The sequence below is a fragment of the Rhizobium sp. BK399 genome, from assembly GCF_014194695.1.
Taxonomy (GTDB): domain Bacteria; phylum Pseudomonadota; class Alphaproteobacteria; order Rhizobiales; family Rhizobiaceae; genus Rhizobium.
Map to the genome: position 1 here is coordinate 1 of NZ_JACIAH010000022.1, position 26502 is coordinate 26502.

12 protein-coding genes are annotated in these 26502 nt (G+C 58.6%); 3 read left to right on the plus strand and 9 right to left on the minus strand.

Features of this window, described 5'->3' with window-relative positions:
• The 3 genes from FHT97_RS27500 to FHT97_RS27510 form a co-directional block, all read right to left on the minus strand.
• Positions 1 to 12230 (minus strand): peroxidase family protein (locus tag FHT97_RS27500; RefSeq protein ID WP_183864822.1); only part of this gene is annotated, 12230 nt, incomplete at its 3' end.
• An 849-nt stretch (positions 12231 to 13079) separates the two neighbouring features.
• On the minus strand, positions 13080 to 13826 hold the full coding sequence (locus tag FHT97_RS27505; RefSeq protein ID WP_183756515.1) for a CpsD/CapB family tyrosine-protein kinase: 747 nt from the start codon (positions 13824 to 13826) through the stop codon (positions 13080 to 13082).
• A gap of 132 nt (positions 13827 to 13958) precedes the next feature.
• Positions 13959 to 15407 (minus strand): Wzz/FepE/Etk N-terminal domain-containing protein, encoded by a 1449-nt coding sequence (locus tag FHT97_RS27510; RefSeq protein WP_183864823.1) that lies wholly within the window; start codon positions 15405 to 15407, stop codon positions 13959 to 13961.
• 351 nt (positions 15408 to 15758) lie between these two features.
• Here FHT97_RS27510 and FHT97_RS27515 point away from each other — a divergent pair, with 351 nt between their 5' ends.
• Positions 15759 to 17075, plus strand: coding sequence for a polysaccharide biosynthesis/export family protein (locus FHT97_RS27515; protein WP_183756517.1), 1317 nt, complete (start codon positions 15759 to 15761; stop codon positions 17073 to 17075).
• A gap of 57 nt (positions 17076 to 17132) precedes the next feature.
• Complete coding sequence (locus tag FHT97_RS27520) at positions 17133 to 18638, plus strand: O-antigen translocase (RefSeq protein ID WP_183756518.1); 1506 nt, start codon at positions 17133 to 17135, stop codon at positions 18636 to 18638.
• Between the two features lie 646 nt (positions 18639 to 19284).
• Here FHT97_RS27520 and FHT97_RS27525 read toward each other — a convergent pair.
• Genes FHT97_RS27525 through FHT97_RS27550 form a run of 6 tightly spaced genes read right to left on the minus strand, consistent with a single transcriptional unit; the run spans position 19285 to position 24780 of the window.
• On the minus strand, positions 19285 to 20463 hold the full coding sequence (locus tag FHT97_RS27525) for a DegT/DnrJ/EryC1/StrS family aminotransferase (protein WP_183756519.1): 1179 nt from the start codon (positions 20461 to 20463) through the stop codon (positions 19285 to 19287).
• Positions 20460 to 21434 carry an NAD-dependent epimerase/dehydratase family protein gene (locus tag FHT97_RS27530; RefSeq protein WP_183756520.1) on the minus strand — a complete coding sequence of 325 codons (975 nt, stop codon included), beginning with the start codon at positions 21432 to 21434 and terminating at the stop codon, positions 20460 to 20462. Before FHT97_RS27530 ends, FHT97_RS27525 begins: the two co-directional genes overlap by 4 nt.
• A gap of 2 nt (positions 21435 to 21436) precedes the next feature.
• Complete coding sequence (locus FHT97_RS27535) at positions 21437 to 22147, minus strand: acyltransferase (RefSeq protein ID WP_183756521.1); 711 nt, start codon at positions 22145 to 22147, stop codon at positions 21437 to 21439.
• Entirely contained in the window at positions 22137 to 23243 is a 1107-nt protein-coding gene (locus FHT97_RS27540; RefSeq protein ID WP_183756522.1) for a DegT/DnrJ/EryC1/StrS family aminotransferase, read from the minus strand. The genes FHT97_RS27535 and FHT97_RS27540 overlap by 11 nt, the downstream gene beginning before the upstream one ends.
• On the minus strand, positions 23240 to 24277 hold the full coding sequence (locus FHT97_RS27545) for a Gfo/Idh/MocA family oxidoreductase (RefSeq protein ID WP_016557437.1): 1038 nt from the start codon (positions 24275 to 24277) through the stop codon (positions 23240 to 23242). The genes FHT97_RS27540 and FHT97_RS27545 overlap by 4 nt, the downstream gene beginning before the upstream one ends.
• The gene (locus tag FHT97_RS27550) at positions 24274 to 24780 is read right to left on the minus strand and encodes an acyltransferase (protein ID WP_183756523.1); all 507 of its coding nucleotides are present in this window, start codon (positions 24778 to 24780) and stop codon (positions 24274 to 24276) included. Before FHT97_RS27550 ends, FHT97_RS27545 begins: the two co-directional genes overlap by 4 nt.
• 287 nt (positions 24781 to 25067) lie before the next feature.
• Between FHT97_RS27550 and FHT97_RS27555 the strand changes: the two genes are divergently transcribed.
• Positions 25068 to 26315, plus strand: coding sequence for a glycosyltransferase family 4 protein (locus FHT97_RS27555; RefSeq protein ID WP_183756524.1), 1248 nt, complete (start codon positions 25068 to 25070; stop codon positions 26313 to 26315).
• The last annotated feature ends 187 nt before the right edge of the window (positions 26316 to 26502 follow it).

Consider the following 26502-nt stretch of genomic DNA (forward strand, 5'->3'; position numbering starts at 1 on the left):
ACGATATCCCCACCACCACCGGCAAGGATCGTATCGGCACCAGCCGCGCCAATCAGAACATCCCCAGCAACAGTCCCGATCAACGTCCGTGCCGCAACAGGAAGCGGATCCGTGCCGCCGTCACCGGAGCCATCGTCATCGCCGCCGCCCTGGTTTTGGCCATCATCGTCACCGCCACCGTTGCCGCCACCGTCGCCACCACCGGTCTGGCCATCATCGCCACCACCGGTCTGGCCATCATCGCCCCCGCCGGTCTGGCCATCGTCGCCACCGCCGGTCTGGCCATCATCGCCACCACCGGTCTGGCCATCATCGCCACCACCGGTCTGGCCATCGTCGCCACCGCCGGTCTGGCCATCATCGCCACCACCGGTCTGGCCATCATCGCCACCACCAGTCTGGCCATCATCGCCCCCACCGGTTTGACCATCATCGCCACCACCCTGATTATCCTGCTGGTTGGTTCCGAAGATGTCTTCGGGCAGGCCAGTCAGCCCGGTGTTGCGTGCAATGATCGCGGCAAAGCCCTGTTCTTCAACGATGTCGTAGAAGTCGAGGTTTTCCACGCGGTCGAGGTAGTAGAGGCGATCGCCTTCCTGAATGCGGTCCAGTTGTTCGTGCAGGATGACCCAGAATGTCTGCCCGACGACACCGCCGTTGATGTGCTTCTCGGCAAGGCCGCCGACGAATAAGTCGACACGGTCTATGCCCTTGACGACGCCAGTGCCATCCGGCTGCATCGCGACGTCAATATTGGGATTGATCTGCTTGAATTTCGCAATGTCGCCCGCCTGCAGTACGAGGTCCGGATAGGCTTGGCGGAACTGGTTGATGACAGTGTCCGACAGGCCGTTGCGGGTCTGGAAGTCCTCCCAGGACGTATAAGGGTTGAGGTCGCCGGCGAAGCCGACAGCCTCGTGCACATAGGGATCGGTCGATGCCAGGAGATCCGCGCGGATCTGGTTCATCGAGCCGAGGCCCACATCCCATTCGCGGGCAACGTCGAAGGCGAACACGTCAGCGCTGCTGCGGACAAGATCGTTGCGCACAGCATCAACGAGGTTGACATCGACTTCTTCTGCCGGCTGCACGACGCCACCGGCAAGGATGCCGTTGATTCCGAGCTGTTCATAACCCGGTTGTGGCACGTAGCCGGGAGGCAACGGGGCAGTGAACGCGCTGACGTCATTCGTCGGATTGAGGAAGGCGTCGAACAGTGCAACCTGGGTCGGATGGCCTTGCGCATCCATAACGGTCAGGTTCTGGCCGATCAGCGAGTGGCCGAAGCGATAGGCCGCCGTCGCGAATTCGTGCGACACGCGGGCATCGACGTCGGGGTTGTACTCGTTGAAGCCATGCTCGCCGTCACCCTTCATCCCACCGAGCAGCTTGTCGGCAAACTCGGTATAGACGACACGCTGGTATTCGGCCTCGTTGATCACCTTGGCGGCCTGGAAGAGTTCCTCGGCCGTACCGGCGAAACCAGCCTCCAGCAACCCGGCCACATGGAAGTTATGGTTGCGTGCCCAGATGGTATGGATCGCCGTCAGGGCAACGTTCTCGTTGGCCCGTCCATCGCCGGCCACATAGTGATCGAGCAGGCTGATGAAGGGGTTTGTGTCGAGCAGCAGTGCAAAACCGCTGCCCATGAAGTTCTTCGTCATCTGCGGCAGCATCGTCTCATCGATGTGTCCGGTAGCATCCACCAGACCGGCGAAGTAGTCGCGGAAGGCAATATGGCCACCCGGCAACGAAGCTGCCGCAAAGACCGTGTTGTTGGCCCAGTGATGCATGATCAGTTCACGCAGGTTGGGCAGCAGGTTGAAGTCCGGGTTGGATGGATCGGGTGCACCGGCCAAGAGCCGACCGCTGAACCCACCATGACCGTCGCCTTCCCTGAGGAACTGACCGACGAGCTCATCGGAGCCGTAAGCCTGGTTCTGGTCGGCAAAGGGCGAGGTCTTGTTGAGGTTCTCCGGAATGCCGTTGGCATCGAAGCCGGAGACCGTTCCGCGGGTCAGATCCGCCGGATTGTCGGTACCAGGCGTATGTCCGGCACCTGCTGCACCGATCTGGATCGTGCCGTTGCCACCCTTCGGCAGGAAGTCGAGTCCATGGTCGAAATACTGGCCAAACGCCATGAACAGGCTGTTGGCGTGTTCGGCACTGGTCGGCAGGTTTGGTTCCTGGGTGCCGAGCGCATTGCTGATCGCACGCGGATCCAGCCCGTTGAAAAGCGGGTTGATATCCCGGTTGTGGATGGTGTCGTTGTAATCCCCGAAATGCGCACCCGTGAGACGGATGAAGGGCTGATCGGCAGATCCATAGTCGGCATGCGCGCGATTGTTGCCGGTGCCTTCGAGGTCACGAATGCCGACCGCGTCATTGTCTTCGCCGCCCGGAAGGCCGTTCACCAGGTTCTTCAGGGCCGTGAGATCGCTGGCCGTCAGATGGAAGGCGCCACTGCCTCCGGGATTGTCGTTGCCGCCGCCTCCACCATTGCCGCCGCCACCGTTTCCACCGGTGTCGCCGCCGCTGCCGGAGCCGGAACCGGAGCCGGCCTCAAAGGTCGGCGTGCCGGCGCTGGCAAAGGTGACCGAGTGCGTGCCGTTCGACATCGTGGTCATGCCATTGGCCGTCGTCGATGTGTAATCAGCCAGGGTCGAACCTGGTGCAAGCTTAATCACGTCCTGCGGACGCAGAGTGCCGACGATGGTGTCATGGCCGCCGTTCGAGGTGAACACGATCCGGTGTGCTGACGTCAGCGAACTGATGTCCACTGTATCGTCACCGGCCGAGCCGTCGATTGTGATGGTGCTGGTAAGCAATGTGGTCGGAGCGAAATTGCCGATGACCTGGAACGTATCGCCACCACCACCGCCGGTGATCTGGATCTCCTCGATATTCGCAAGTTCCGCGACGACCACATCATTGCGCGTGATCACGATCTGGGTCGCTGCCGCAATCGTGATGCCGGCCGCGATTGCATCGGCGCTGGCATAGACCTTGAAGTTCTCGGTAGTCGCGTCGCCCACGATCTGGACGGTATCGGTGTCGCGACCGCCGTCGATAATGTCACGTCCGTCGGTGGAGCCAACGATGATCAGGTCATTTCCGCGATCCCCAAGGATCGTGTCATTGCCCGGACCGCCATTGATGATGTCGTCACCACGGCCGCCGTCGATCGTGTCGTCCCCAGCACCGCCATTGAGAATGTCGTTGTCGCGATCGCCGAGGATGGTATCGTCGCCGTCGCCTCCGTCGACAGTATCGGCCCCGCGGCCTGCGTCGATCGTATCACTGCCGCCAAGGCCAAGGATGATATCATCGCCTCGGTCGCCGGTGATCGTGTCTGCAAACGCTGTGCCTGTGAGTGTGTCAGCAGCACGCGTGCCGACCAGGGTCACGCCAACACCAGGTATTGGCGGCAGCGCCGAATAGATCTGCTCCAACGTCCCATGGCCGTCCTGGTAGAGGGCACGCACACGCAGGTTAAGCCCTGCCTCCCCGTCAGTCACCGTGAAGCTCGTGCCATGGGCACGCTCCACCTCGCCGGCACCGAAGGTAAGGATGTCCTCGTAGACGCCGGATCCGGGAACCGTCTCGACCTGCCAGAAATAGTCGACTGGTCCGGTGATTGTCCCGGTCGGATTGGTGGCGCTCACATTGTCGGCATCCGTGATTCCAGCAAACGACACCGTCAATACCGTACCGGCAGCAGCCGTCTCGACAGGTGTTACACCGTCGAGGATCGACATCACGCCGGAAGGCGCAGCATTCGTAACGCCGGGAGCCGCATTCGGGAGCAAGACCGAGCCATCGGAGAACTGCAGCCGCTCGATGTTCGTCAACCGGTCGGTGCCGTCGGTGCCGACATTGTCCGTCACCGTCGTCAGACCACCGACCGTCGTGATCGTGTAGTTCGCCTGCCTGCCCGAGAAAACCGCCGTGTCAAAGGCGGCCGTGCCGGTCTTGATCTCACGCACGATGTTCAACTGGCCAGGGCTCCACGTGCCATCCAGCATCCTCGCCTGGAATTCCAGATCGGCCATGCTGTCGAAGGAGGCAATTTCCGGGCCGGTGTGGTTGGTGTCGCCTGCCGCGTAGACGGCGATGCGGACGTTCAGCCACTTGTCGCCGTCGATGACGTCGTCGCCGCCGCGACCCTCGATGATGTCACTTCCGTCACCGCCAAGGATGATATTGCCGCCGTCGTAGAAAGTCTTGTGTGCCCCGGGCGCGAGATCGGCCGCGTAGGCTGTATCGAGCAGCTCCTGCAAACCGTTGATCAGCGCGATGTTGGTCAGCACGCTGCCCGTTGCGCCTTCTGTGGGCAGGGCTGCAGCGTCGACGTCGTTGCCGTGCAGCACGTCGCCAAAATGCGAGCCGGAGATGCCTTCGACTATATCGAAACGGATCAGCGGCGTTTGCGAACCCGGCATCTGGGGCGAGTCGAAGAAGCGATCCGAGATGTCGATGTAGACGCCGCGTTCGTTGTCCTTGAAGTCGGCCCAGTCGTAGCCGGAGCCGCCGATGTAGCGGTCACCGAAGCCGGTCTTGCCGACCATGATGTCGTCGCCGCCTTCGGCATTGAACTTGTCGTTTTCACCGTCGCCGATGAAGACGTCGTTGCCGATGATCGGGTCGTTGCCAAGCGGGTCGAAATTGTCGCCAGGCGCTCCGTCCGACGTTCCTTTCTCGATCCAGTCATCACCCTCATTGCCCATATCCTGTTCGTTGGCCTTGCTGCCCAGGATGAAGTCGTTGCCCTGGCCGCCAATTGCTTCCGAGGCGTCCTCTCCGGTGATGATGAAGTCGCTGCCGAAGCCGCCGATGATCAGGTTGACGCCGTTGCCGCCCTGGATCACGTCGTCGCCGTCGCCACCCTGGATGTTGTCGTCGCCGCCGATGTCGGTGATGATGTCGTTCCCGTCACCGCCGCGAAGCTGGTCGTTGCCGTAGCCGCCTTCAATGCGGTCGTTACCTCCGTCGCCATAAACGGTGTCGTCGCCGGCACCCGAGATCAGTATGTCGTTGCCACTCGGATTGGCGAGGCTGCCAGGGTTGGTGCCGCCAAGCACGATGTGGTCTTCGCCGGTATACTTGATGTAGTTGCTGTCAGGCCCGGCAGTGTCGGGATTGTCGCGAACGACCAGCGGATTGAGATCCGTGCCTCCTTCTGTCGGGTCAGCGCGACCGTCCGCGCCAAGCCCGGTGAACTGTTTGGTCGGATCGACCTCGAGTGTCCAGGTCGGCGTCGAAAAGACAAGTGCCGACAGGTGCGTCGCGCTTGTGTTAGCCATGATGAGCTTGGCGAACGAATTCCCCTCCAGCTCGGCGTTGAAGGCCAGGCCCGCGGTGCGTTCCAGATAATAGAAGCGGTCGCCGTCCTGCAGCTTTTCGAGCTGGTTCTCGAAGATGAAGTTGAAGGTCGAACCGAGCATGCCCCCGAACGGGTTCTTCTCCTCGGCAAGGCCGCCGATCCACAGATCGATGGCGTCGAGACCTGTGGTGGTCACGCCGCTAGCGAGGCTCGCCCAGGTACCGGTGGAGTTGAGGAAGTCGAGCCGGTCGGCAGGTTCGCCAGCTCCGCCGAGCACGAGGAGTGTAGCTGCCGCGCGCTTGGCCGCCGTTGTCGTGGCAGTGGTGATCGAGTCGTGCGTGCCGTAGGCGGCAATGAAATTGATCACCGATTCCGCGTGCTTCAGGTGCTGCACCAGGTCGGCCCAGCTCGTGTACGGCTTAAGGTCGGAGTTTCCGGTCTGCCGGTAGATGTCGCGGCGAACGGCATTCAGCGAGGGAATGCCGACATCGCGGCCACGCGCGATGTTGATCGCCGGCAAGTCGAGGGGCAAACCAAGCAGATTGTTGCGAAGCGCTTCGGTCACGAACTCGTCGATCTCGTTGCCGACCTGGCGGGTGACGCCGCGTACGATAGCGCTGGTTGCATCCTCCGGAGTGGTCCCGCTCGCGGCGAAAGCCAGCGGGTTCAGGAAGGCTGCGATCAGGCCGGTCTGCTGATTGCCGGCTTCGGTCGGGTTTCCATCGCCCACAACGTTGAAATTCTCATCGTAGCGGTCGACCGTCTCGGTCAGCATCGAATGGCCGAAACGATAGACGGTATGGGCGAACTCGGCCACGATCGACGGGTCGAGGTCGGCGTCATAGACCTGCGTCGGGGCGAAGAACAGGTCGACATTCGGCTGAATGGTGCGCGCGAACTCCTCGAACACCAGATGCTGGTACTGCATCTCGGTGCCGAATTTGGCTGCCTGGAACAGGCGTTCGCCGTCCCACTGCAGGGCCGCTATCTCTGTAGGTGTCGTCGGGAAGGCAGCTGGTCCGGTACCTTCAACCAGCCATTCCTTGAGGAAGTCGAGGTTGTTGGCCGCGAGGACCGTTTCCTTGGTCTGGTCGACCAGCCGGTTGTGTTCGTGGTGGAAGATCGAGTGCACGGCGGTGAGGCCGATGTTCTCGTTCACGCGTCCGTCGCCGGCGATGTAATGGGCGTCGAGCAGTTCGTTGTCGTAAGCAAGGTTGTTGCCTCCCGGTCCGACGGGAACGGCATTTCCGGTATCCGTATCGGCATCGGGCGCGAGAACACCGGCATTGAACACCGGCACGGCGTTATGCGCGATATCGTTGAGGAAGGCGTGGCCGGTGCGCACGGCATTGGCAAGCGAGATCGGCGCAAGAGGATTACCCTCGACAAGGACGTCGTCACTCGTCCCGCCGATGCCGTCAGCCCCCTTCATCACGACCTGCGGGAAGCCATTCGGCCCGCGAATGAAATTGCCGTAGGCGTCGGTGGCCAGCAGAGGCACGTTGTCGAAGTCTGCATCGGTGAGATTGATGCCAAGGATGTCGTTCGCCTGTGCCTTGACAACCTTCCAGGTCGCCATGCCGCCGATCTCGCGATCATCACCGCCGCCGAAGTGACCATCCGCGCCGAGATCCCAGTTGGTGATCAGCTTGCCGGTGGCGTGCGCCCCGGTACCGTCCAGACTGTAGGCACGCAGGAATACCTGGTGCGATGGATGCGAGGAATAGGTCTGGTTCTGGTCGACAAATGGCGTCGTAGTGTTGGTGCCAGCGTGGGTATTGTCGGCGGATTCGTCAACGGCGGTCGCCGGGTTGTCGAGCAGGATGCCGTCTGGGCCTGCTTGCGTCGCCCGCGTCACCACCATGAAGTTCGAATTGCCGCCGGGGACATAAAGCGGATCGTCCGGCTGCAGGGGAATGTAGATGGTGCCGTTCCCCCCCTTGGTGACGAGGTCAAGTCCGTGGTCGAAGAACTGACCAAAGAACGTGAACCAGGAATTGAAAGGTGCCGAGAGGCCTACGTCAGGCGCGACCGCGTCGATCTTGAATACGTCTTTGTCATCAGCCGTGCCGAAGAGACCGTCGATTCCCGGGCTTTTGACGATCGAGACGCCGTCTTTCAGGACGTCGTCATTACCCGGTGCGCCGAAGTCAAGTTGGCCGTTGAGGCCCGGATCGAACGCGGCAGCGTAGGCCGCCGGGTTGTTGGCGGTCTGGTCAACGACGAGATTGCTGATCGTGCGCGGATCCGAATCGACGACACTGATCGATGAATTGTAGTTGGTGTTGGTGACGGGCGGCGGCCCGCCTGGTCCCAGGCTGAATGGACTTTCATCCTGCTCGTCCAGGAAGTTCGGTGGTACCACCCGCGGGAACGTGTTGTCGGCCGCCCCGAATTCGCTCTGGTCGATACCGTTGAGGTGCACGAGGTTGTTGTTTGAGCCGTCGACAGCACGCAGCCCAAGCGGCGAGCGAACGTTCGGGATCAGTGACAGGAGGCTCGCACCGTGCGCGTGGGCTTCGGCAATCTTGATCTGATCAAGAATGAACTGCAGGTCGGAGACCGCCATATGAATGCCGGCGCCGCCGGCGGTGACTTCGTTGAGCGGAGCTGCGACGGTCGGCGGGACGACAGGTGCAGCGGCGATCGCTGCAGTCGGTGCCGAGAAGACCGTTTCCGTCACACCATGGGCGTCCTGGTAGTAGGCCTTGACACGGATAGGCAAGCCAACAAGGTCTGGCGTCACGCGGAAGTTGACGCCATCCGCGCTCAGGAAAGCAAGGTCGCCCGCTGGCAGGAGGATGATGTCTTCAAAGACGCCATCGCCATTGCGATCGACTTGCCAGTAGTAGGAGACGGACTCGGTGATTGCCCCAGAATCGGGATTGTCTCCATCGGTCACGCCGGCAATCGACACCTCAAGCAACTGGCCGGCTGTCGGTGTGCCGTCTGCGGCATGCGTTGTAGCATCGCGAATCTCAAGCAATCCAACCGGTTCCGCGTTGAGGCCGGGCACGACGACCTGGGCCTCATCCGCGAATTGCAGCCGCTCGATATGGGTCAGCGTATCCGTGCCATCGCGGGCAACCACACTGTCGGCGACCGTTACGATGTCGTCGCTGAAGTCTGCCGTTCCCCTGTCGTCGATGGTGACGGTATAGTCGGCCCTGTTGCCCGAGAAGACGGCCGTGTCGAAGGCGTTTCCGCCGGTCGAGCTGCCATCCATGATCTCGCGGATCGCATGCAATTGGCCCGGATTGTAGGTGCCCGCCAGCATGAACGGCATCAACTGGACCATGTTGTCGAATGAGGCAATCGGCGTGCCGGTGTGATTTATGTCATCGGCCGCATAGACGCCGATACGCACGTTCAGCCACTTGTCGCCATCGATCAGATCGTCGCCGCCGCGGCCCTCGATGATGTCGCTGCCGTCACCACCGAGGATGATGTTGCCGGTCGCAAATCCCGTCGTCGACAGCCCGGCACCCCCGAGCAGCGCGTCGAGTTGGTCGATGAGTGCAACGTTGGTCAGTGCGCCTCCGGTGGCGCCTCCATGGTTGACGATCGTGACGGCGTCAACGTCGTCGCCGCGCAGTACGTCGGCATACCTCGAACCTGACAGGCCTTCCACCTCCGCGAAACGGTCGAGGATCGAAGCAGGCGAAGCGCCGATGGGCTGGAAAGCGCCGATGTTGGTCGCCGGTGCGCCGTGTGGTTGCGCCAACGCAGCCAGCGTCAGGTCAACGGTCACGCCGAAGCGGTCATTCAGATAGGTGACCCAGTCGAAGCCCGACATCCCGTCCATCTTGTCCTGGGCGTCGCTGCCGGTGAAGATATCGTCGCCGCCTTCGCCGATCATTTCGTCGAAGCCGCCGCCACCGATGAAGATGTCGTTGCCGATCACGTCGTCGGCCAGCACAGGCGAGAAGTTGTCGCCGGGCGCTCCGTCCTGAGTACCCATTTCGATCCAGTCGTCGCCTTCATTGCCGGTCGGCGGCAGATTGGTCTTGGCACCGAGGATGAAGTCGTCGCCGGTGCCGCCGAACGTCGTCGAGATGTCTTCCGTGGTGATGATGAAGTCCTGGCCGTCACCGCCGAGGATCAGGTTGCCAAGAACCGACATGCTGCCGACGACAATGACGTCGTTGCCGGCGCCGCCTTCAATGCGATTGTCGCCAAACGAGTCGGACAGGATGTCGTCGCCGTCGCCGCCGAGAATTGTGTCGTTACCCGCGCCCCCCTCGAGCCTGTCATTGCCGCCATCGCCATAAAGAGTGTCGTCGCCTTCGCTCGAGATGATGATGTCATCGCCAGCCGTACCACCGAGAACGACATGGTCCTCGCCCGTGTAGTGGAGATAGTTCGTGTCCACTCCACCCGTCGCCGGATTGTCGCGAATAACAAGAGGAACAACTTCGATGCCATTGATCTCGAGACCGCCGGTCGGATCCGCGCGGCCATCGGCACCGAGCCCGGTGTGCTGCCGTGTTTGGTCGACTTCGAGCGTGAAGGCAGGTGTTGTGAAGATCGCGTTCGGCAGATGCGTCGCGTCGCTATTCAGCATCACCAGCTTGGCAAAGGAGTTGTTTTCCAGCTCAGTGCCGAAATGCATGCCAGCCGTGCGCGACAGATAGTAGAAGCGGTCCCCGTTCTGCAGCGATTCAAGCTGGGTCTCGAAGACGAAGTTGAAGGTCGAGCCGAGCATGCCGCCAAACGGCATTTTTTCTTCCGCAAGGCCGCCGATCCAGAAATCGACGTCGTTGAGGCCGCCAAGCGAGCCACCGGCATAGGCGCCGGTGGCGTTCAGGAAATCTAAGCGGTCGCCCGGAGCTCCGGCTCCGCCAAGGACGATCGCGGTCGCAATCGCGCGCTTGTCGACCAATGTCGTCGCGCTGGTGATCAACGGATGCGTGCCATAGGCCGCGATGAAGTTGATCAGCGACTCCGCGTGCTTGAGATGATCGGCAAAGTCGGCCCAGCTGATATAAGGCTTGAGCTGGCTGTCGCCGGTCATGGCGAAGAATTCGGCCCGCGCGTTGTTGAACGAGGGAATGCCGGTGTCACGGCCGCGCGCGATATTCAGCGCCGGCAGGTCGAGCGGCAGGCCAAGCAGGTTGTTGCGCAATGCCTCGGTGACGAATTCGTCGATCTCGTTGCCAACCTGGCGGGTTACACCGCGAACGATCGCGCCGGTCGCCTGTTCGGGCGTCAGGCCACTATTGGCATAGGCAAGCGGATTGAGGAACGCCGCGATCAGGCCGAGTTGCGGGTCGCCACCGACGGTATTGAAGTTTGGATCCAGGCGATCGACCGTCTCGGTCAGCATAGAATGGCCAAAGCGGTAGACCGTATGTGCGAACTCGGCAAGAATCGCCGGGTTGATCGTGGTATCGTAGCCGTTCGGCGCTAGAAATTCATCGACCTGAGGCTGGACTGTGCGAGCGAACTCCTCGAACACAAGATGTTGATACTGCATCTCCGTGCCGAATCTCGCAGCCTGGAATAGGCGTTCGCCATTCCACTGCAGGGCGGCGATCTCTTCCGATGTAGTCGGGAAGGTGTCTGGCCCTGTATCGGGAATCAGCCATTGCTTGAGAAACGCAAGATCGCCGGATGTCAGCACCGTGTCCTTGGTCTGCTCGACCAGCCGGTTATGCTCGGAGTGGAACACAGCGTGCACGGCGGTAAGGCCAATGTTCTCGTTCACACGGCCGTCGCCGGCGATGTAGTGCGCGTCGAGAAGCTCATTGTCGTATTGGCCGGCAGCAAGCGGGCCGGTGTTGACGATGTTGTCCGCATCCGGGGTCTTGCCGGTGGGATCGGCATTGTGCGCGATGTCGTTCAGGAAGGCATGGCCGGTGCGGGCCGCGCCGGCGAGGCTGATCGGCGCGGCCAGGTTGCCCTCGGTGAAGGAACCGTCGGTCATCATGACCAGCGGCATCCCGTTCGGCCCCTTGATGAAATTCCCATAGGCATCGACAGCCAGAACCGGCACATTGCCGACATCAGCATCGGTGAGATTGATGCCGAGGATGTCGCGAGCCTGTGCCTTCACCACGGCCCAGGTTGCCATGCCACCGATCTCGACATCGTCGCCGGTCCCGAACAGGCCGTCCGCCCCGAGATTGCGGTTGGTAATAAGTTCGCCAGTCGCCACGGGATCGCCATTGGCATTCAGCTCATAGGCGCGCAGGAATACCTGGTGCGAGGGGTTCGAGGCGTAGGTCTGGCTCTGATCGACGAAGGGTGAAGTCGTGTTGGTCGCGTCCAGTCCGCCCGCAGCTCGTTGCAGGACCATGAAATTAAGAGCGCCAGGCGCCGTGCTGAAAAGAGGATCATCCGGTTTCAACGGGATGAAGACAACTTCGGTCTGGCTCTGGCTCTTGGTCACCAGATCGAGTCCATGGTCGAAGAACTGGCCGAAGAAGGTCATCCAGGCGTTGAACGGCGCCGACAGGCCTGCATCAGCGGTGACGTTCGGGATGAAGTTGACTGGAGTGTCGTCAGCTGTACCGAACAGACCGTCCAGCCCGGGGCTCATGACGACGCTTGATCCGGGCGTCTGGGCGGCTGCGGCCTGAGCTGCCGGGTTGTTGTCCGTCTGATCGACGATCAGGTTGCTGATCGTGCGCGGCTCGGAATCCACAACCGTCGTTCCCGGTGTCGCATAGCTCGTGCCGCTCTCCGCGGCCTGAAAGGATGGGTCGGTAAGGCGCGGGAAAGCCAGATCTGCGGCGCCGAATTCGGGATGAACCAGATTGTTGAAAGATCCGTCGACGGTCCGGAGGCCCAGGGGCACCTCGGCGTTTGGCAGGATGTCGGTGAGGCTCTCGCCGTTAGCATTGCGCTCCGCAATAATGATTTGCTGCAGGATGAAATCCAGATCTGAACGAATGAATTGTACCATAACACCCTCCCCAAAGTTGCCCTTAGCCCTGGACAAAGCTTCGCCCTTCGCACAAACGAAGTGCGCTGCGGGCTGCTTACGTCGCCGAAGCTATGGCCGAGACAGTTGGTCGGTCCTCAAGGACCACCCTTCGATGATTATGCAGTTCCAGGGGTCAGTGCACGAGGGGACTAGGTCGCATAATCATCTGGACAACCGTCCAGCCATCGACGGCACTATGGTCGCTCTTTGTCGAGACTTTGGTCTGAGACCAAGGCCGCTTTTTCGGCGATAGTGACTATCCGCCAGAAGCCGCACTCCTATTGAGAGGGAAGCGATTTGGCACTGAGGTCGGAGACCGTCCGGTTCAGATCAACGACACACACTGGCCTAGCGAACAGGGTTTGGGAGAGGGAGGCGGCTGTCGTGACCGCAATTCGGGCCCCTCTTGTTGCAGCTTTCGGGCCTACGCTTTGGCAACCCCGCGCCAGTGATTGCCTTCCCTCAACCAAGGCGAGCGGGGACTGCCAATGACATTGACGAGCTACATTCGAATGGGAGTGCCGTCGGAAGGTACAGTTAGCAAAATGGTGATCGAAACGCCGACGTCGTGGCCAATGAGGCAGAATCAATGCGGCAACGACACGGGACCGCGTCTCAACGTCCTCGAAAACAAGGCCACGGCTTCCCGCGCAGTCGCGCTATGGCCTGGCGGACGGTGCCGAAGACCGCGAACTGGCCCGAGGGTCGCTGCAAGGCTCGACACGCTCGCAGCAGCGAGGATGGATCCCCCTACACTGCACGCCTTTTTTGACCGAAGGTGTTTAACTTCTTCGTCGTCGACTTCGCCTCTATGGATTCCGCACCGGTCTAGTAGCCGTATTGTTCCTGGCTATAGGCACTCTTGTTTAACACAACACCGAGCACGTTTGTCTTTTCACGCAGGCTCTGCTCGCAGATATCGACTTCACTGACCGTGCTCTGTTCGGATGCGGCAACAAGAATGACCCCGTCCACGTTCGGAAGAAAGGCGAGCACATCGTCGGTAGAGAGCATCGGGGGCAAATCATACAGGATGACGTCTGGTTTCATTTCCTGACGCATCTCTTCGAGGGACTTTGCGGCCGCGGCGCTTTGAAGGAGCTCGGCCGAAAATTGCACTGGATGCCGGTTTGGTCCGATTGCCAGGTTGTCTCCGTAACGGAAGAATGTCTCTCGCAAACCCGCATCGCCCTTCAAGAAGCTCTCGATAGAGCCTGAACTTCTGATCGAGAGCGTTTTGCCGATCTGCGGGCGCCTGAGGTCAAGGTCAATCAGGACCGTCCGGCAATCCTTTTGATTGGCGAGGCTGAAGGCAAGATTCAGCCCAATGCAGGTCTTGCCACAGGCCGGCGTGGGAGATGTTATCGCAACCGAGGTCCAGTTGTTTTGTTTGAGGATACGCAACAGCTTCGTGCGCATCATGTCGAAAGCGGCGTGGGCCGAAGACGATCGATTCAAGGTGATGATGCGATTATTGGCGGCTGCCTCATGGTCAACGACCAGCGGAGAAAGCCCTTCCCATGCCCCCCTTACAATTCCGAGCGGCTCGGACATGACAAGACTGCGATCGTCCATCTCGGAAATTCCTCTACTACGCGACGATCTGCCAACAGATTCCATTACCTGTCCTCGATCCCTACGTCGAACCATGACGTTACTCGGTTTTTAATTTGACATTAACGCACGTCATCCGTGCCTCATTCTCTGTCAGCGGAACATTCGCGTGACGCTGTTGAGCTTTCGTTTCAAGGGCGGCGTTCGATTTTCGTAAGGTGTGGGGATGAATGGGATCACCGCTAACGGCTGTGCCTCAAGCATCTGGACGAGTTCACTTGGCCGGCGGATCGTCTTGTTCAAAAATTCAAGCAGCGCAATGATTGCAAAACTCAATGCGAGCCCCGCAGCAAAACCACCAAATACGATAAAGCGACGCTTCGATCGCATCGGTTCCAGCGGTGCCGTGGCTTCCTCTAGAAGCGAGAAGCGTCCACCATCCGACCGTGTCTCGATCTGCTTGCCGAGCGATGCCTCCGCCCGCTTGGCGATCGCCGTGTTGTACAGGGTTTGCGTGTTCGCGAGTGTGCGTTCCAGGGCATTCAATCGGATATCAGTTGCCGGCGTAGCAACGATGGATTGATTGAGGGCCGCTATCCTTGCTGTAATTTGCACTTTTTCCTTATCGATGGCGTCTATGCGCCTGTCGACGTCGGACAGCTGAAGGTCCAACCCAGATTGAGCCTTTGAATCCCCGTTCCCTTGCTTCTCTGGAACGACCTTCGCTCGCAAGGCGGCGATACGAGCTCTCAATGAAATGATGTTGGGGCTTGTCTCTGCAAATACCGTCAGCTGATCGGAGAGCGCCTTGTTAAGATCGAGCAACATCTGTTGTTCGGCAGTCAGCGGTTCCCCGGTCGGGTACTTCCCGGTCACCATGTAGGTTTCGACCAGAAGACTGCGCCTGGTGCGCAAGTCCGATTGCTCCCTATCAAGAGATATCAACCGCTCCTGCAATCCACTCTGCTCGGTACGGCGAAATGTGAGGCTTTCAGGCAGCGTGTCCCTGTTGTCATTCTTGAATTTCAGGAGATCCGCCTCGATGTGATTGAGTTCACCGTCGAGCCTCTTCACTTCCTCATCGAAAAACTGCAGCGTGTTGCCGGCACTGTCGTTTCTTTGCTTCTGATTGCTGGTCAGGATGGACGTTGCGAGTTCATTTGCGACATTTGCCGCCAGGGTCGCGCTGCCGGCCTCGAAGCCGATCGTGAAGACAGATGCTCCATCGGCGCTGCTGACCTCGCCTTGCTCAAAAATGATCCTCGAGCGAAGATTCTTAACAAGAGAATCGACCGGAGGCTGTTCCTTTTCACCGGCATAGATATTCAGTTTGGCCGCCAGTTTTACGAGATTGTCACGTGTTGTCAGTTGCTGCTTGATGATCTGCAATTGGCCAAGTGAACTTATGGGAACGGTCGATTGGACCAGAGCCACTGGAATCTGCGGTGCCTCGACAAGGATCTTCGCAGCCGACATGTAGCTGCGTGGCATGAGGGTAGCGATTGACAGAGCGATCAGCGTGGTCGCAGTCACGCATACGAGGATATAGGGCAGCCTCCGTCGCAGAATGGAAAGATAGAAACCAACATCAATGTCACCCATTGCGAATTCATCCGAACTTGAGAACCAGAGCGGCGTAGTTTGACCGACATCTTCATTCAGTTTTCGGGGCGACGATAGTTCATCTATAGTGGAGACGTTGCCTGGTGCCCGCTAGTCCATTTGGGTGATGCCATATGAAAACCAAGTCGATTGCGTCAAACCTTGCGAACAACCTTTCGTCTTGGTTCCTCCCCGAACGGGGTTAAACTGTAAGCATTATTGGTTATACGTGCGCACTTGCACATTGAATGCTGGGAAAACTAATATAACGCCAGATCATGTTGCTTTACATCGACCCGTTTGATGTCCGGCGAGTATCTTGAGTATTGTAGACAATCCGGAACCTAGCTGATGCAAGAACAGCAACGTCGGGTACGCAGCAGCAAGTTTCTCAGCGGGATCTCGCGGGCCATCACGTTCGCCGTGGCCGCTTCTTTTCTGACCGGGGTCTGCTCAGCTGTTGCGAGCCCTCTTTTTCCAAATACGAAAATCCGTCTAACGCTCGTGCAGTGGATGCCGACCAAGGGCAGTTACGAGCAATGGGCAACCGTCGGTGGCGAGTATACCGTGTCGGAGGAAGGGACCATTTCTGTTCCACTCCTCGGTCCGATTTCGGTTGACCAGCTGGACGAGGTGAGCCTGGCATCTTTCATAGCAAAGCGGCTAAAGGAAAAGATCGGACTGGTAGATGAACCCGCCGCCACCGTCGAAGTCTTGAAGTACCCACCCATCTATGTCGTTGGCGATGTCGAGAAGCCTGGCGAGTATGATTTCCACGGCGGGATCACCGTCCTTCAGGCCTTGGCAATGGGCGGGGGCCAGCGTCGCGCTGCCAGCAACTTACAGAGCTCCACCGATGTTACAAAAATGGTTGGAGACCTGAAGGAGATCGATAATTCGATCGTCCGAAGTACAGTGAAGATCGCCCGCCTCAAGGCCGAATTGGCCGGGGAGAAGTCTTTTCAAGCTCCAAAGGAGAACTCTGACGCAACGGCCTATCCGGATGCCATCTACACGCAGGAGCAAACGATTTTTTCCGCCAGAGCCAACGAACTTTCCAGACAGTCCAAATCTCTTGGTGCCCTGCGCGACCTCCTGTCAGAGGAGATAAAAGTTCTCGAGGAAAAGACCAAAAGCACGGATCTCAATATTGCGTCGATACAACAACAACTTGAAAGCACGATCGCCCTCATCGAGAAAGGTGCCATTGTCGCAACCCGTCAAGCAGACGTCGAGCGTGTCATGAGAGGTTATCAGAACGATCGCCTCGATCTGACCGTTGCAATCATGCGTGCGCGCCAAAGCATAAGCCAGACGACGCGGGATCTGGAAGGACTCTACGACAAGAGACAAACGCAAATCGCGTCCGATTTGCAGTCGGAGCAGGCAACGATAAGTCAGCTCCGATTGAAGAAAGAGACCACGCAGAAATTGTTGACGGAGGCCTTGTCGTCAAGCAGCGCCATTCAATCAAGCGAACCACCGAGGCTTCAGTTCACGATTGTCCGACCTGCCAAGAGTGAAAAGAGCGCTGAGATAGACGCATCTGAGACGTCAACGATGGCGCCCGGCGACGTGCTAAAGGTGACCTTGCGCGCGGAGTTGCAACCATTAGCGTCAAATTCGTCAGACGAAGGTGAGGTCACTGCGCCGACCCCGGGTCAATAATCCATCTGCGGTAACAACGAAATCCTGGCGAACTCGATCAAATCTGGACGAATGTTTATGACCCTCCCTGTTGGCGACGGTAACAGAAGTTACATCCAGATCATCAGATCAACCGTCCTCATTGGCGGATCATCCGTTATAAATGTGGTGTTCTCGATCCTTCGTAACAAAGCGATGGCGCTGCTCCTTGGGCCTGAAGGCATCGGCGTGATGGCACTCTACAACTCGATCGTGGACATGTCCCAGACCGTTGCTGGAATGGGGATCAATGCAAGCGGCGTTCGCCAGATCGCCGCTATCAATAAGCAAGACACTCTCCGAGTAGCAGAGGTCGTAACCGTTTTAAGACGCGTCTCGCTGCTTCTCGGGCTCCTAGGAGCGGTGTTGCTGCTGCCATTTTCCGGACTCGTGGCACAATTGACCTTTGGGGACCGACAACACACCGCCGGCGTGATGATCCTCTCGCTCGCCATCTTCTTCCAGGTAGCAGCCGGTGGCCGCACGGCACTCATGCAGGGGACACGTGATATCCCCGGTCTCGCCTGGATGAGCGTTCTTGGAGGTCTGTTCAGCCTGGTGATCGGAGTGCCATTTGTCTATTTTCTCGGAAAGCCAGGCATTGCGATTTCGCTGGCGGCAGCGGCCTGCGCAAGTTTTGTCGCTTCCTGGTGGTTCAGCCGCCGGATCGATATCCCGAGCATTTCTCTTACGGCGCGTCGGGCGTACCAGGAAACAGCGGCGTTGTTCAAGCTGGGCATCGTCTTCATGGCAAGCGGTTTCCTGACGATGGGCAGCGCATACGCGATCCGGTTAATCGTGGCGTCAGAGGACGGATTGCACGCAGCCGGCCTGTATCAAGCGGCATGGTCTCTGGGCGGCCTCTACGCAGGCTTCATCTTGCAGGCCATGGGAACGGACTTCTACCCCCGGCTGACGGCGGTCTCCAGTGATAACGTTGAGTGTAACCGCCTCGTCAACGAGCAAACTGAAATCAGCATCATGTTGGCTGGCCCAGGTCTCATCGCAACACTGACCCTTGCCCCGGCGGTGATGGCATTGTTCTATTCCTCCGAATTTCGGGATGCGGTCGACATTCTCCGTTGGATCTGCCTCGGAATGATGCTTCGAATTGTCGCTTGGCCGATTGGATTCATCATCCTGGCGAAAGGTGCCAAAGGGATATTTTTCTGGTCGGAAGTTGCTGCCACCGTTGTCCACGTCGGCATCGCATGGCTGTGCGTGCCGGTACTGGGACCTGCGGGCGCCGGCCTCGCATTCTTCTGCCTTTATGTCTGGCACACCGGTCTGGTGTATTACGTCGCGCGACGGTATACCGAGTTTCGCTGGTCACTCGCCAATCGTAGACTAATACTTGCCTATCTTCCTATCGCGACAACGGTTTTCGGGGCTTTTCAGCTTCTGCCGCTCTGGGAAGCGACGGCCGTAGGACTGGCCATCACGACGGTTGTGGGTTTCTTTTCCCTGAGGACACTCGCCAGCCTGCTGCCAGAACACGTCTTTCCGAGAATGATCCGTCCCCTCCTCGTTCCTCGCGGCGGCTAATGCACCACACTCCTCTTGTTCCGTCGGCGACAGGCGATTGGTACCTGTTGACCGTGCCATGCGGCACAAACCGGCCACGTGTGAGGCTAACACGTTGGGAGGAGCAGAAGCTGCATTCAGGCGACGGACAAGTGCGTTTCATGCCTCGGCAGGGTTCCCAAGGCTGGTATACACAATTTTCGTTGGTGAAGTGGTGCGCTACTTAGACAGCAATGGGGTGACCAGTTGGCAAGAGAGGCCAAGGGAAGAACCTTCGACGAAATCCGATCCACGCAGCCCCTCGGCGAACGAGCCACGACGCTGCTTCCCCAGATGTCCCTTGGCAGGGATTGAGGGAATTTCTGGGTTGTCTACCGTCGCTGTGACGTAAATCCGCGGTGGAAGTCAACGACAAGAAGCTTGTCGCAGCGCCGATCCCACCACGTCTCCAAGCTCGCGGCGAGGTGCCTGCAATATTGGTCGATGATGTCGTGGTTCGCTTTCGACGAAGGTCTTAGCGCTCGTCGCCTGCCGCGCATGACACTGCAGGAATTGGCGCGCAGAGTGCGCAAGGGACGTCACAAGCCGCTACGCACCGGTTTCGTGGACGCGTGCTCTCAGCTGCGACCAATGCCTGCCCGTTCTCTTCTAAGGGATGGCCGGCGGATCAACCCGCCCGTTCAACCATCTGGAACGAATAAAGCGACGCCTTGATAGCATCGACGACAGACGTCAACTCGATGTCCGTCATCTGCGCGTACAGGGGAAGTATGATGCAATGTTCCTGCGCTGCGGTGCTCTCTTTCAGGCTCGCGGCAACGCGAGACAGCCCAGGCTCGGCATAGGCTTCTTCCAGATGGATATTCATGATCCCGCGCCTGGTCGATACGCCGCGATCAAGCAGTTCCTGCATGATATCCCGCTGATCGAGATATCCAGACAGACTGACGCAGAAGCTCTGCCAGTTGCTCCGCGCCCAGGCTGGTTCAACTGGCGGCATGACATTGGCTGTTGAGCGAAGTTGTTCGGTATACTGGCGCGCAATTTCGCGCCGTCGTGCGACGATGCCCGGAAGGCGTTTGAGTTGTTCGCGACCGACCGCGGCCTGCATATCGGTCATCCGGTAGTTGTACCCCAACTCAGGGTAGGATTCGAAAATAACCTGTCTGGACCCATGCCGTACCGCGTCCGTGACACTCATCCCATGCTGACGCCAGAGACGAAATTTCCGGTCGTACTCCGGGTTGGCGGTCGTCAGCATGCCGCCATCGCCCGTGGTCACGACCTTTCGGGGATGGAAGGAAAAACAGGCAATGTCGCCGTGCGGCTTCCCAATCTTTTCCCAGCGTCCCTTCCAGAGAATCTCACTGCCTGTTGCGCAAGCGGCGTCCTCGATCACAGGGATTCCATGCCTCGATGCAATGGCAACGATGCGATGTAGGTCGCAGGGCATTCCAAGCTGGTGGACGCAGATGATGGCTCTTGTACGAGGCGTTATGGCAGCCTCGATAAGATCCGGATCGATATTATAGCCGTCCTTTTCGATATCGACAAAGACAGGCATAGCGCCACAGTAGCGGATTGCATTTGCGGTGGCGATGAATGTGTGGCTGACGGTGATGACTTCGTCACCGGCCTCAACGCCGACAGCCCTTAGGGCAAGATGGAGTGCCGTCGTACAATTGGAAACCGCGCATGCGTGTTGCGCGCCAACATAGTCTGCGAACTCCTGCTCGAACGCTGCCACTTCTGGGCCTTGCGTTACCCACCCCGACAAAATGACACGGCGGACAGCTTCAACCTCCTGCTCGTCCAGGACAGGCTTGGCAACCGGGATCTGGCTCATGCAGCTTCTCCTGCAGTCAGGGTTTTCTCCTGGCGCCACCATTCAACGAGATCCCGCAGGCCCTCTTCCATGGTCACCTCAGATCGGAAGCCGAGCATCGTCTCCGCCTTCTCGGTGGAAGCCAGACGCCGCGGCACGGCGTTGACCTTGCGCGCCGGCCCGAACTGCGGCTCCAGGGACGAGCCCATGACCTTGGTCAGCAGAGCCGCAAGCTCTCGAAGGCTCGTCTCGGTGCCACTCGCCACGTTGAACACCTCATCGCTTACGTCGGACTTTGCGGCAAGGAGGTTGGCCCGTGCGATGTCATGCACATGCACGAAATCCATTGTCTGTGTACCATCGCCAAGGATGATCGGCGGCAAACCGCCAGCAATGCGTTCCATCCAACGGATCAGGACTTCGGTATAGGCGCCGTAGACGTCCATGCGCGGACCGTAGACGTTGAAGTAGCGAAGCGCGACGTAACGCAGGCCATACATGTCCGTAAAGCTGCGCAGCAGCCCTTCGTTGAAAGCCTTCGCAGCCCCGTAGATCGTCCTGTTATTATAGGGGTGATGTGTCTCGGTGGTGGGGAAGATGTCCGCCAACCCGAGCACGGAGGCGGATGAGGCCGCGACCACTTTCGAAACTCCTGCCTGCACCGCCGCTTCGAGCACATCAAATGTCCCGCCTGCAAGGACATCGAATGCTAGTCGGGGCTCCTCCGCGCACTGTGTAATTCGGATAGCTGCCTGGTGAAAGACAACGTCGATGCCCTGGCTGACCTCTTTGAGAAGCGCCCGGTCCCGGATGTCACCCTCGACTATGGTTACAGGAGCCATCGCGATGGCATCAGCGAGATTTTCACGCCGGCCGCGAACGAAATTGTCCAGGATCAGGATTTCCCGCGGCTCCTCGCGAGCGACGAGATCTGCAATGTGCGAGCCGATAAGACCCGCGCCGCCGGTGATCAATATTCTCTTGTCTTTCATACTCAACACTCCGAATTTGTTTCGCTCGAATCCTGTTCCGCTCGCCAGCGGAGAAATTTCGCGGGAACGCCGGCCACCACAGAAAAGGGAGCGACATCATCGACAACGACCGCGCCCGCGCCAACAATCGCACCCTTGCCGATGGTCACGCCGGGAAGAATGGTCGCATTCGTGCCAATGTCTGCCCATGCGCCGACACGGACCGGCTTTATCTCGAGATCGGTCCGAATGATCGGCATGTCGACCGGTATCGCCGTATGGCTTGAGCCGAGTACCTTCGCGCCGGGTCCCCATCCGACGTGATCTTCAAGGACGAGATCACGCGCATCGAAGTAGGCTTGGGGCCCGATCCAGACGTTGTTGCCAATCCGGCAAGTGCCGTCAAAGCGTCCCTGGATGTAGGCCTGTGCGCCAACAAACACGCCGTCGCCAATTTCGAAGGTTTCGGGATGCTTGAAACCGGCACCACTTCCGACTTGCAAACCGCTGCCGCATTCGCGCGCAAGGCTCTTCCAGATTGCCCTGCGCATGAAACTGTCGACAAAACCGTCACCAGTCGCAAAGCGCGCGTAGAGTTCCACAAGCCCTGCCCTACCATAGGACTGCTTCAGTTCCTCGGCCAATTGGACGACATAGTCGGGATCTAATGCCGTTTTCTGACGGCCGTGAACGGCAAGGACAAGGCGCGCACCGGTGATGGAATCAACTGACATAGGCATCCTGCTCCACGACGGCAGCAATTCGTTCGACCTGCTTCAATGTCAGCTCCGGATAGATTGGCAGCGAAAGGACTTCGCGGGCTGCAGCTTCCGATACAGGAAGATCTCCCGGCTGATACCCAAGGTCCAGATGAGCTTTCTGCAGGTGCACCGGGATTGGATAGTGAAGGCCCGAATGGATGCCCTCTGACCGGAGTGTTTGTTGAAGCTGCTCGCGATTACCGGTGCGTACGGCGTAAACGTGGTACACGTGACGACGGTCGATTGCCGCAACTGGGGTCCGCACCGACCGCGATTGAGCCAGAAGAGCGGAGTAATGCTCGGCGCGCACGCGGCGTGCTTCTGTCCATGCCTCGAGATGCCGGAGCTTAATGCGAAGTATCGCTCCCTGTATTTCATCCATGCGATAATTGAAGCCCTTGAGGGTGTGATGATATCGCTGTTCCTGGCCCCAGTCCCTCAGCATTCTGATTTTCCTGGCATGCGCGTCGTTGTTGGTGACGACGATGCCCCCTTCGCCACAGGCCCCAAGGTTCTTGCCTGGGTAAAAACTGAAGCAGCCCGAGGCACCGATGCTTCCGGCGCGCCGTCCCTTGTATTCGGCACCGTGAGCCTGGCACGCGTCCTCAATGACCGGAATTCCGTATCTGTCAGCAATCTCCTTGATTGCGTCCATGTCGGCCATCTGTCCATAAAGATGGACAGGCATGATAGCTTTCGTTCGCGAGGTAATAGCGGCTTCCAGCTTGGCCGGGTCCATGGTGAGTGTGACTGGATCGACGTCCACAAAGACCGGACGAGCGCCGGTATAGCAGACTGCGGACGCCGTCGCGACGAATGTGAAGGCGACGGTGATGACTTCGTCTCCTGGACCAACGTCAGCGGCGAGCAGCGCGAGATGCAATGCGCTTGTACCGGTGTTCACAGCGATGGCATGACTGGCATCGCAATAGGTCGCGAATTCCTCTTCGAAACGAGCGACTTCCACGCCGAGAACGTAGTGACCCGATGCGAGAACGCGCAGCACGGCGGGTTCAACCTCATCCTTGATCGATGCGTACTGGGCCTGTAGATCGAGAAGCGGAATCATGCAATTAGCCTCGCCTGTTCGAGCTCGATAACGCGCCCACGTTGAGCGAGCGACTGTGTGGCGGCTTCGAGGATGCGGACAACCCGAAGTCCTGCGTGGCCATCCGCGATTGGTTGGCTGTTGGTGACAACGCAGTCCACAAACTGCTTGAGCTCGCGGCCGAGCGCCTCTGTCATATCGAGTTGGGGCGCATACATGTCGCCGGTCCGATATCCGACGCGCATGTCATAGACCTTTTCACCGTCAGTCTGCGGGTTACCGTTGAGAGTAATGCCCTTGTCGTAGACCTTGATCTTCTCGCTCGGCTCAAGGTCGTCATAGACGATCATCTTGCTACTGCCCCCGATCAGCGTGCGACGCACTTTGACCGGCGCCAACCAGTTGACATGGATATGCGCGATTAGCTTGCTCTCGAAGAAGAGCGTCAGGTAGGCAATGTTCTCAGGCTCGCCCGCAACATGTCCCATGCCCGTCGCTGAGACCGCCACCGGTTTTTCAGGCAGGACGTAATCCATGATAGACAGGTCGTGGACGGCGAGATCCCAGATGACGCTGACATCATGCTGGAAAAGGCCGAGGTTCACGCGCACCGAGTCATAGTAATAAATGTCTCCGAGACCATTCTCGATGATTTCACGCATCTTGCGAACTGCACCCGTATGAATAAACGTGTGGTCCACTGCGAGAATAAGCCGTCTTCGCGCGGCCTCTTCAACCATCCGCCGAGCTTCCTCGGAAGTCGAAGCCATCGGCTTTTCAACAAAGACATGCTTGCCTGCCATCAGGGCTTTCATAGCCAGCATGTAGTGAGCCGATACCGGCGTCGCGATCGCGACCGCGTCCACGCGGGGATCGCGCAACACCTCGTCAAAATCGTCTGTAATCTGGACCGTTGGGTAGCGCAGCTGGACGCCGGCGAGGCGATCCTTCTTGAGATCGCACACCCAGATAAGCTTTGCGCCGGGTGTCTCTGCAAGATTTCGAACCAGGTTCGGTCCCCAATACCCGTAACCGACGACGGCAACCCCAATCATCTTGCTCTCCCGGATGAAATGACTTCGACTGGCGCATCTTTTGCGCGACCGATGATTCTCGCTGGCACTCCAGCAACAATTGCGTAGGCAGGCACATCCTTGGTAACGACGGCGCCAGCGCCAATCTGCGCGCCTTCACCAATGGTTATGCCGGCAACGATAGTCGCGTTGCTACCGATTGAGGCGTAACGCTTCACAACCGTCGGCACGACCGACCAATCCGCATCGGACTGAAGAGAGCCATCCACGTTCACTGCGCGTGGATGCAGATCGTTGGTGAACATCACGCCGTGACCAACGAAGACTCCGTCCTCGATGGTCACGCCTTCGCAAATGAAAGAGTGGCTGGAGATTTTGCAGTTCTCCGCGATTGTTGCATTCTTCTGGATCTCGACGAAGGTTCCGATGCGTGAACCGCGCCCGATCGTGCAGCCGTACAAATTGACGAGATCTGGATGATGAATAACGACGCCGTCACCCAACGTAACGCTTGGTGCAATCATGTCGTGACGCTTCCCCTTGCTTCCTACTCAGTACGTGGAGGGAGGAGGTGACTGCGATCGCGCCGGAACCGTGCCCTCTCTTTTTTCAGAGAACAACTTTGTCGCTTGTCAGTAAATGGAACAAAAATCGGTAATTATGCTACCAAAAAGTCGTAGCACTTAGCCGGCGGATCATTCCTATAACTACTACAGTGCAAGACGTAATTGCATAGATGAAATATATCTGAGTATAATATGTTTCCATTCTTAAATATCGTGTTTTCTGAAGTGCGGAAGTGGAGTCAAACTTGCGTCTAATCGTGTATCCGCATGATCTTTCCATTGGGGGCAGTCAGATCAACGCAATTGACCTGGCAGCTGGTGTGGCAGAGCGGGGCCACGAAGTACTGGTCTACGGCGTGCCTGGCCCACTTGTGGATTACATTCGCGAGAAAGGACTACGGTTTTTACCGGCTCACGGCCTGCGATATCGGCCAGCTCCAACTCGCATTGTTGAACTAGCTACGATAGCGCGTCGAGAACGCGTAGACCTTATTCATACCTACGAATGGTCAACCTGTCTCGACGGCTATTTTGGCGCGTCGCTGGCACTAAATGTCCCGCTTTTGTGCACCGTCTTAAGCATGCAGGTCATGCCATATGTGCCCCCGTCTGTTCCGCTAATCATGGGTACTGCGGAACTTGGCGAAGAGGCGCGTAGAGGACATCGCGCTGATGTGTGGGTCCTCGAGCCACCCATCGACGTTGTTCGTGACAACCCGACGATCAATGGTGACGGCTTTCGACGCAAGCACAATGTGAAAGACGACGAGTTCCTTGTGGTAAGCGTTTCACGACTAGCGTTGGATCTCAAGTTGGACGCATTGGTCAGGGGTATCGATGCAGTGGACACAATCGCCGATTCCCAGCCAATTAAGCTGATCCTCGTCGGCGACGGCCCGGCCCGCAATGCTCTGCAAAAGCGGGCGGACGATGTCAATCGCCGTCACGGACGCACAGTGATTATCCTCACAGGAGCAGATTTGGATCCGCGACAAGCCTATGCGGCGGCAGACCTTGTCATCGGGATGGGAAGTTCTGCCTTACGGGCACTTGCTATCGGACGCCCGCTCGTTGTTCAGGGAGAACAGGCGTTCTCGGAGTTGTTCAGTCCCGAGACTTCCGAACTGTTCATGAGGCAGGGGTTCTACGGTTTGGCCGACAATGCCCGTGGAACGGATCGTCTTGCAGCGCAAATTCGATGTGTCATGGATCAGCCCAGCAGACGAGCGGATCTTGGTCGGTTTGGTCGACATTTTGTAGATGAGCGATTTTCCTTAGAGCGGGCTGTGGCCTTCCAGCTTGAAATCTACAGACGCGTCTTAGAACGCCGCGCCTCCCCGAAGCTACGAGAGGCTGTGCGCGCGGCTTATCTGGCCGCCGCATTGGAAGTAGCCAATCACAATCCGCTGCGTAAGCGCCGCAATCGTAGGCGCGAAAAGGGCCTGCTTGCCGCCGCCACGACCGGCAATTGGCCTCCCATTTTGCAAGACTAACGTTGCCGCGGCACGGGCGGTGGTTGCCGACATTGCGTCATCGATTCTTTCGGTCGGATATGCGTCGATGGGGAATGGAAACCTTGTTCACGCGCGCAATCTCAATACCGTCCTACATGACCTAAATCGCAGACCAATTGTTTCTCCGCCTAACATCGCGGCAGCGAGCGAATTTGATTGAACTTTG

What these genes read in the sequence shown, in the direction of transcription:
- FHT97_RS27505 (WP_183756515.1), bottom strand. Translation starts at nt 13,826, where the DNA reads ATGGACGATCGCAGTCTTGTCATGTCCGAGCCGCTCGGAATTGTAAGG.
- FHT97_RS27510 (WP_183864823.1), bottom strand. Translation starts at nt 15,407, where the DNA reads ATGGGTGACATTGATGTTGGTTTCTATCTTTCCATTCTGCGACGGAGG.
- FHT97_RS27515 (WP_183756517.1), top strand. Translation starts at nt 15,759, where the DNA reads ATGCAAGAACAGCAACGTCGGGTACGCAGCAGCAAGTTTCTCAGCGGG.
- FHT97_RS27520 (WP_183756518.1), top strand. Translation starts at nt 17,133, where the DNA reads ATGACCCTCCCTGTTGGCGACGGTAACAGAAGTTACATCCAGATCATC.
- FHT97_RS27525 (WP_183756519.1), bottom strand. Translation starts at nt 20,463, where the DNA reads ATGAGCCAGATCCCGGTTGCCAAGCCTGTCCTGGACGAGCAGGAGGTT.
- FHT97_RS27530 (WP_183756520.1), bottom strand. Translation starts at nt 21,434, where the DNA reads ATGAAAGACAAGAGAATATTGATCACCGGCGGCGCGGGTCTTATCGGC.
- FHT97_RS27535 (WP_183756521.1), bottom strand. Translation starts at nt 22,147, where the DNA reads ATGTCAGTTGATTCCATCACCGGTGCGCGCCTTGTCCTTGCCGTTCAC.
- FHT97_RS27540 (WP_183756522.1), bottom strand. Translation starts at nt 23,243, where the DNA reads ATGATTCCGCTTCTCGATCTACAGGCCCAGTACGCATCGATCAAGGAT.
- FHT97_RS27545 (WP_016557437.1), bottom strand. Translation starts at nt 24,277, where the DNA reads ATGATTGGGGTTGCCGTCGTCGGTTACGGGTATTGGGGACCGAACCTG.
- FHT97_RS27550 (WP_183756523.1), bottom strand. Translation starts at nt 24,780, where the DNA reads ATGATTGCACCAAGCGTTACGTTGGGTGACGGCGTCGTTATTCATCAT.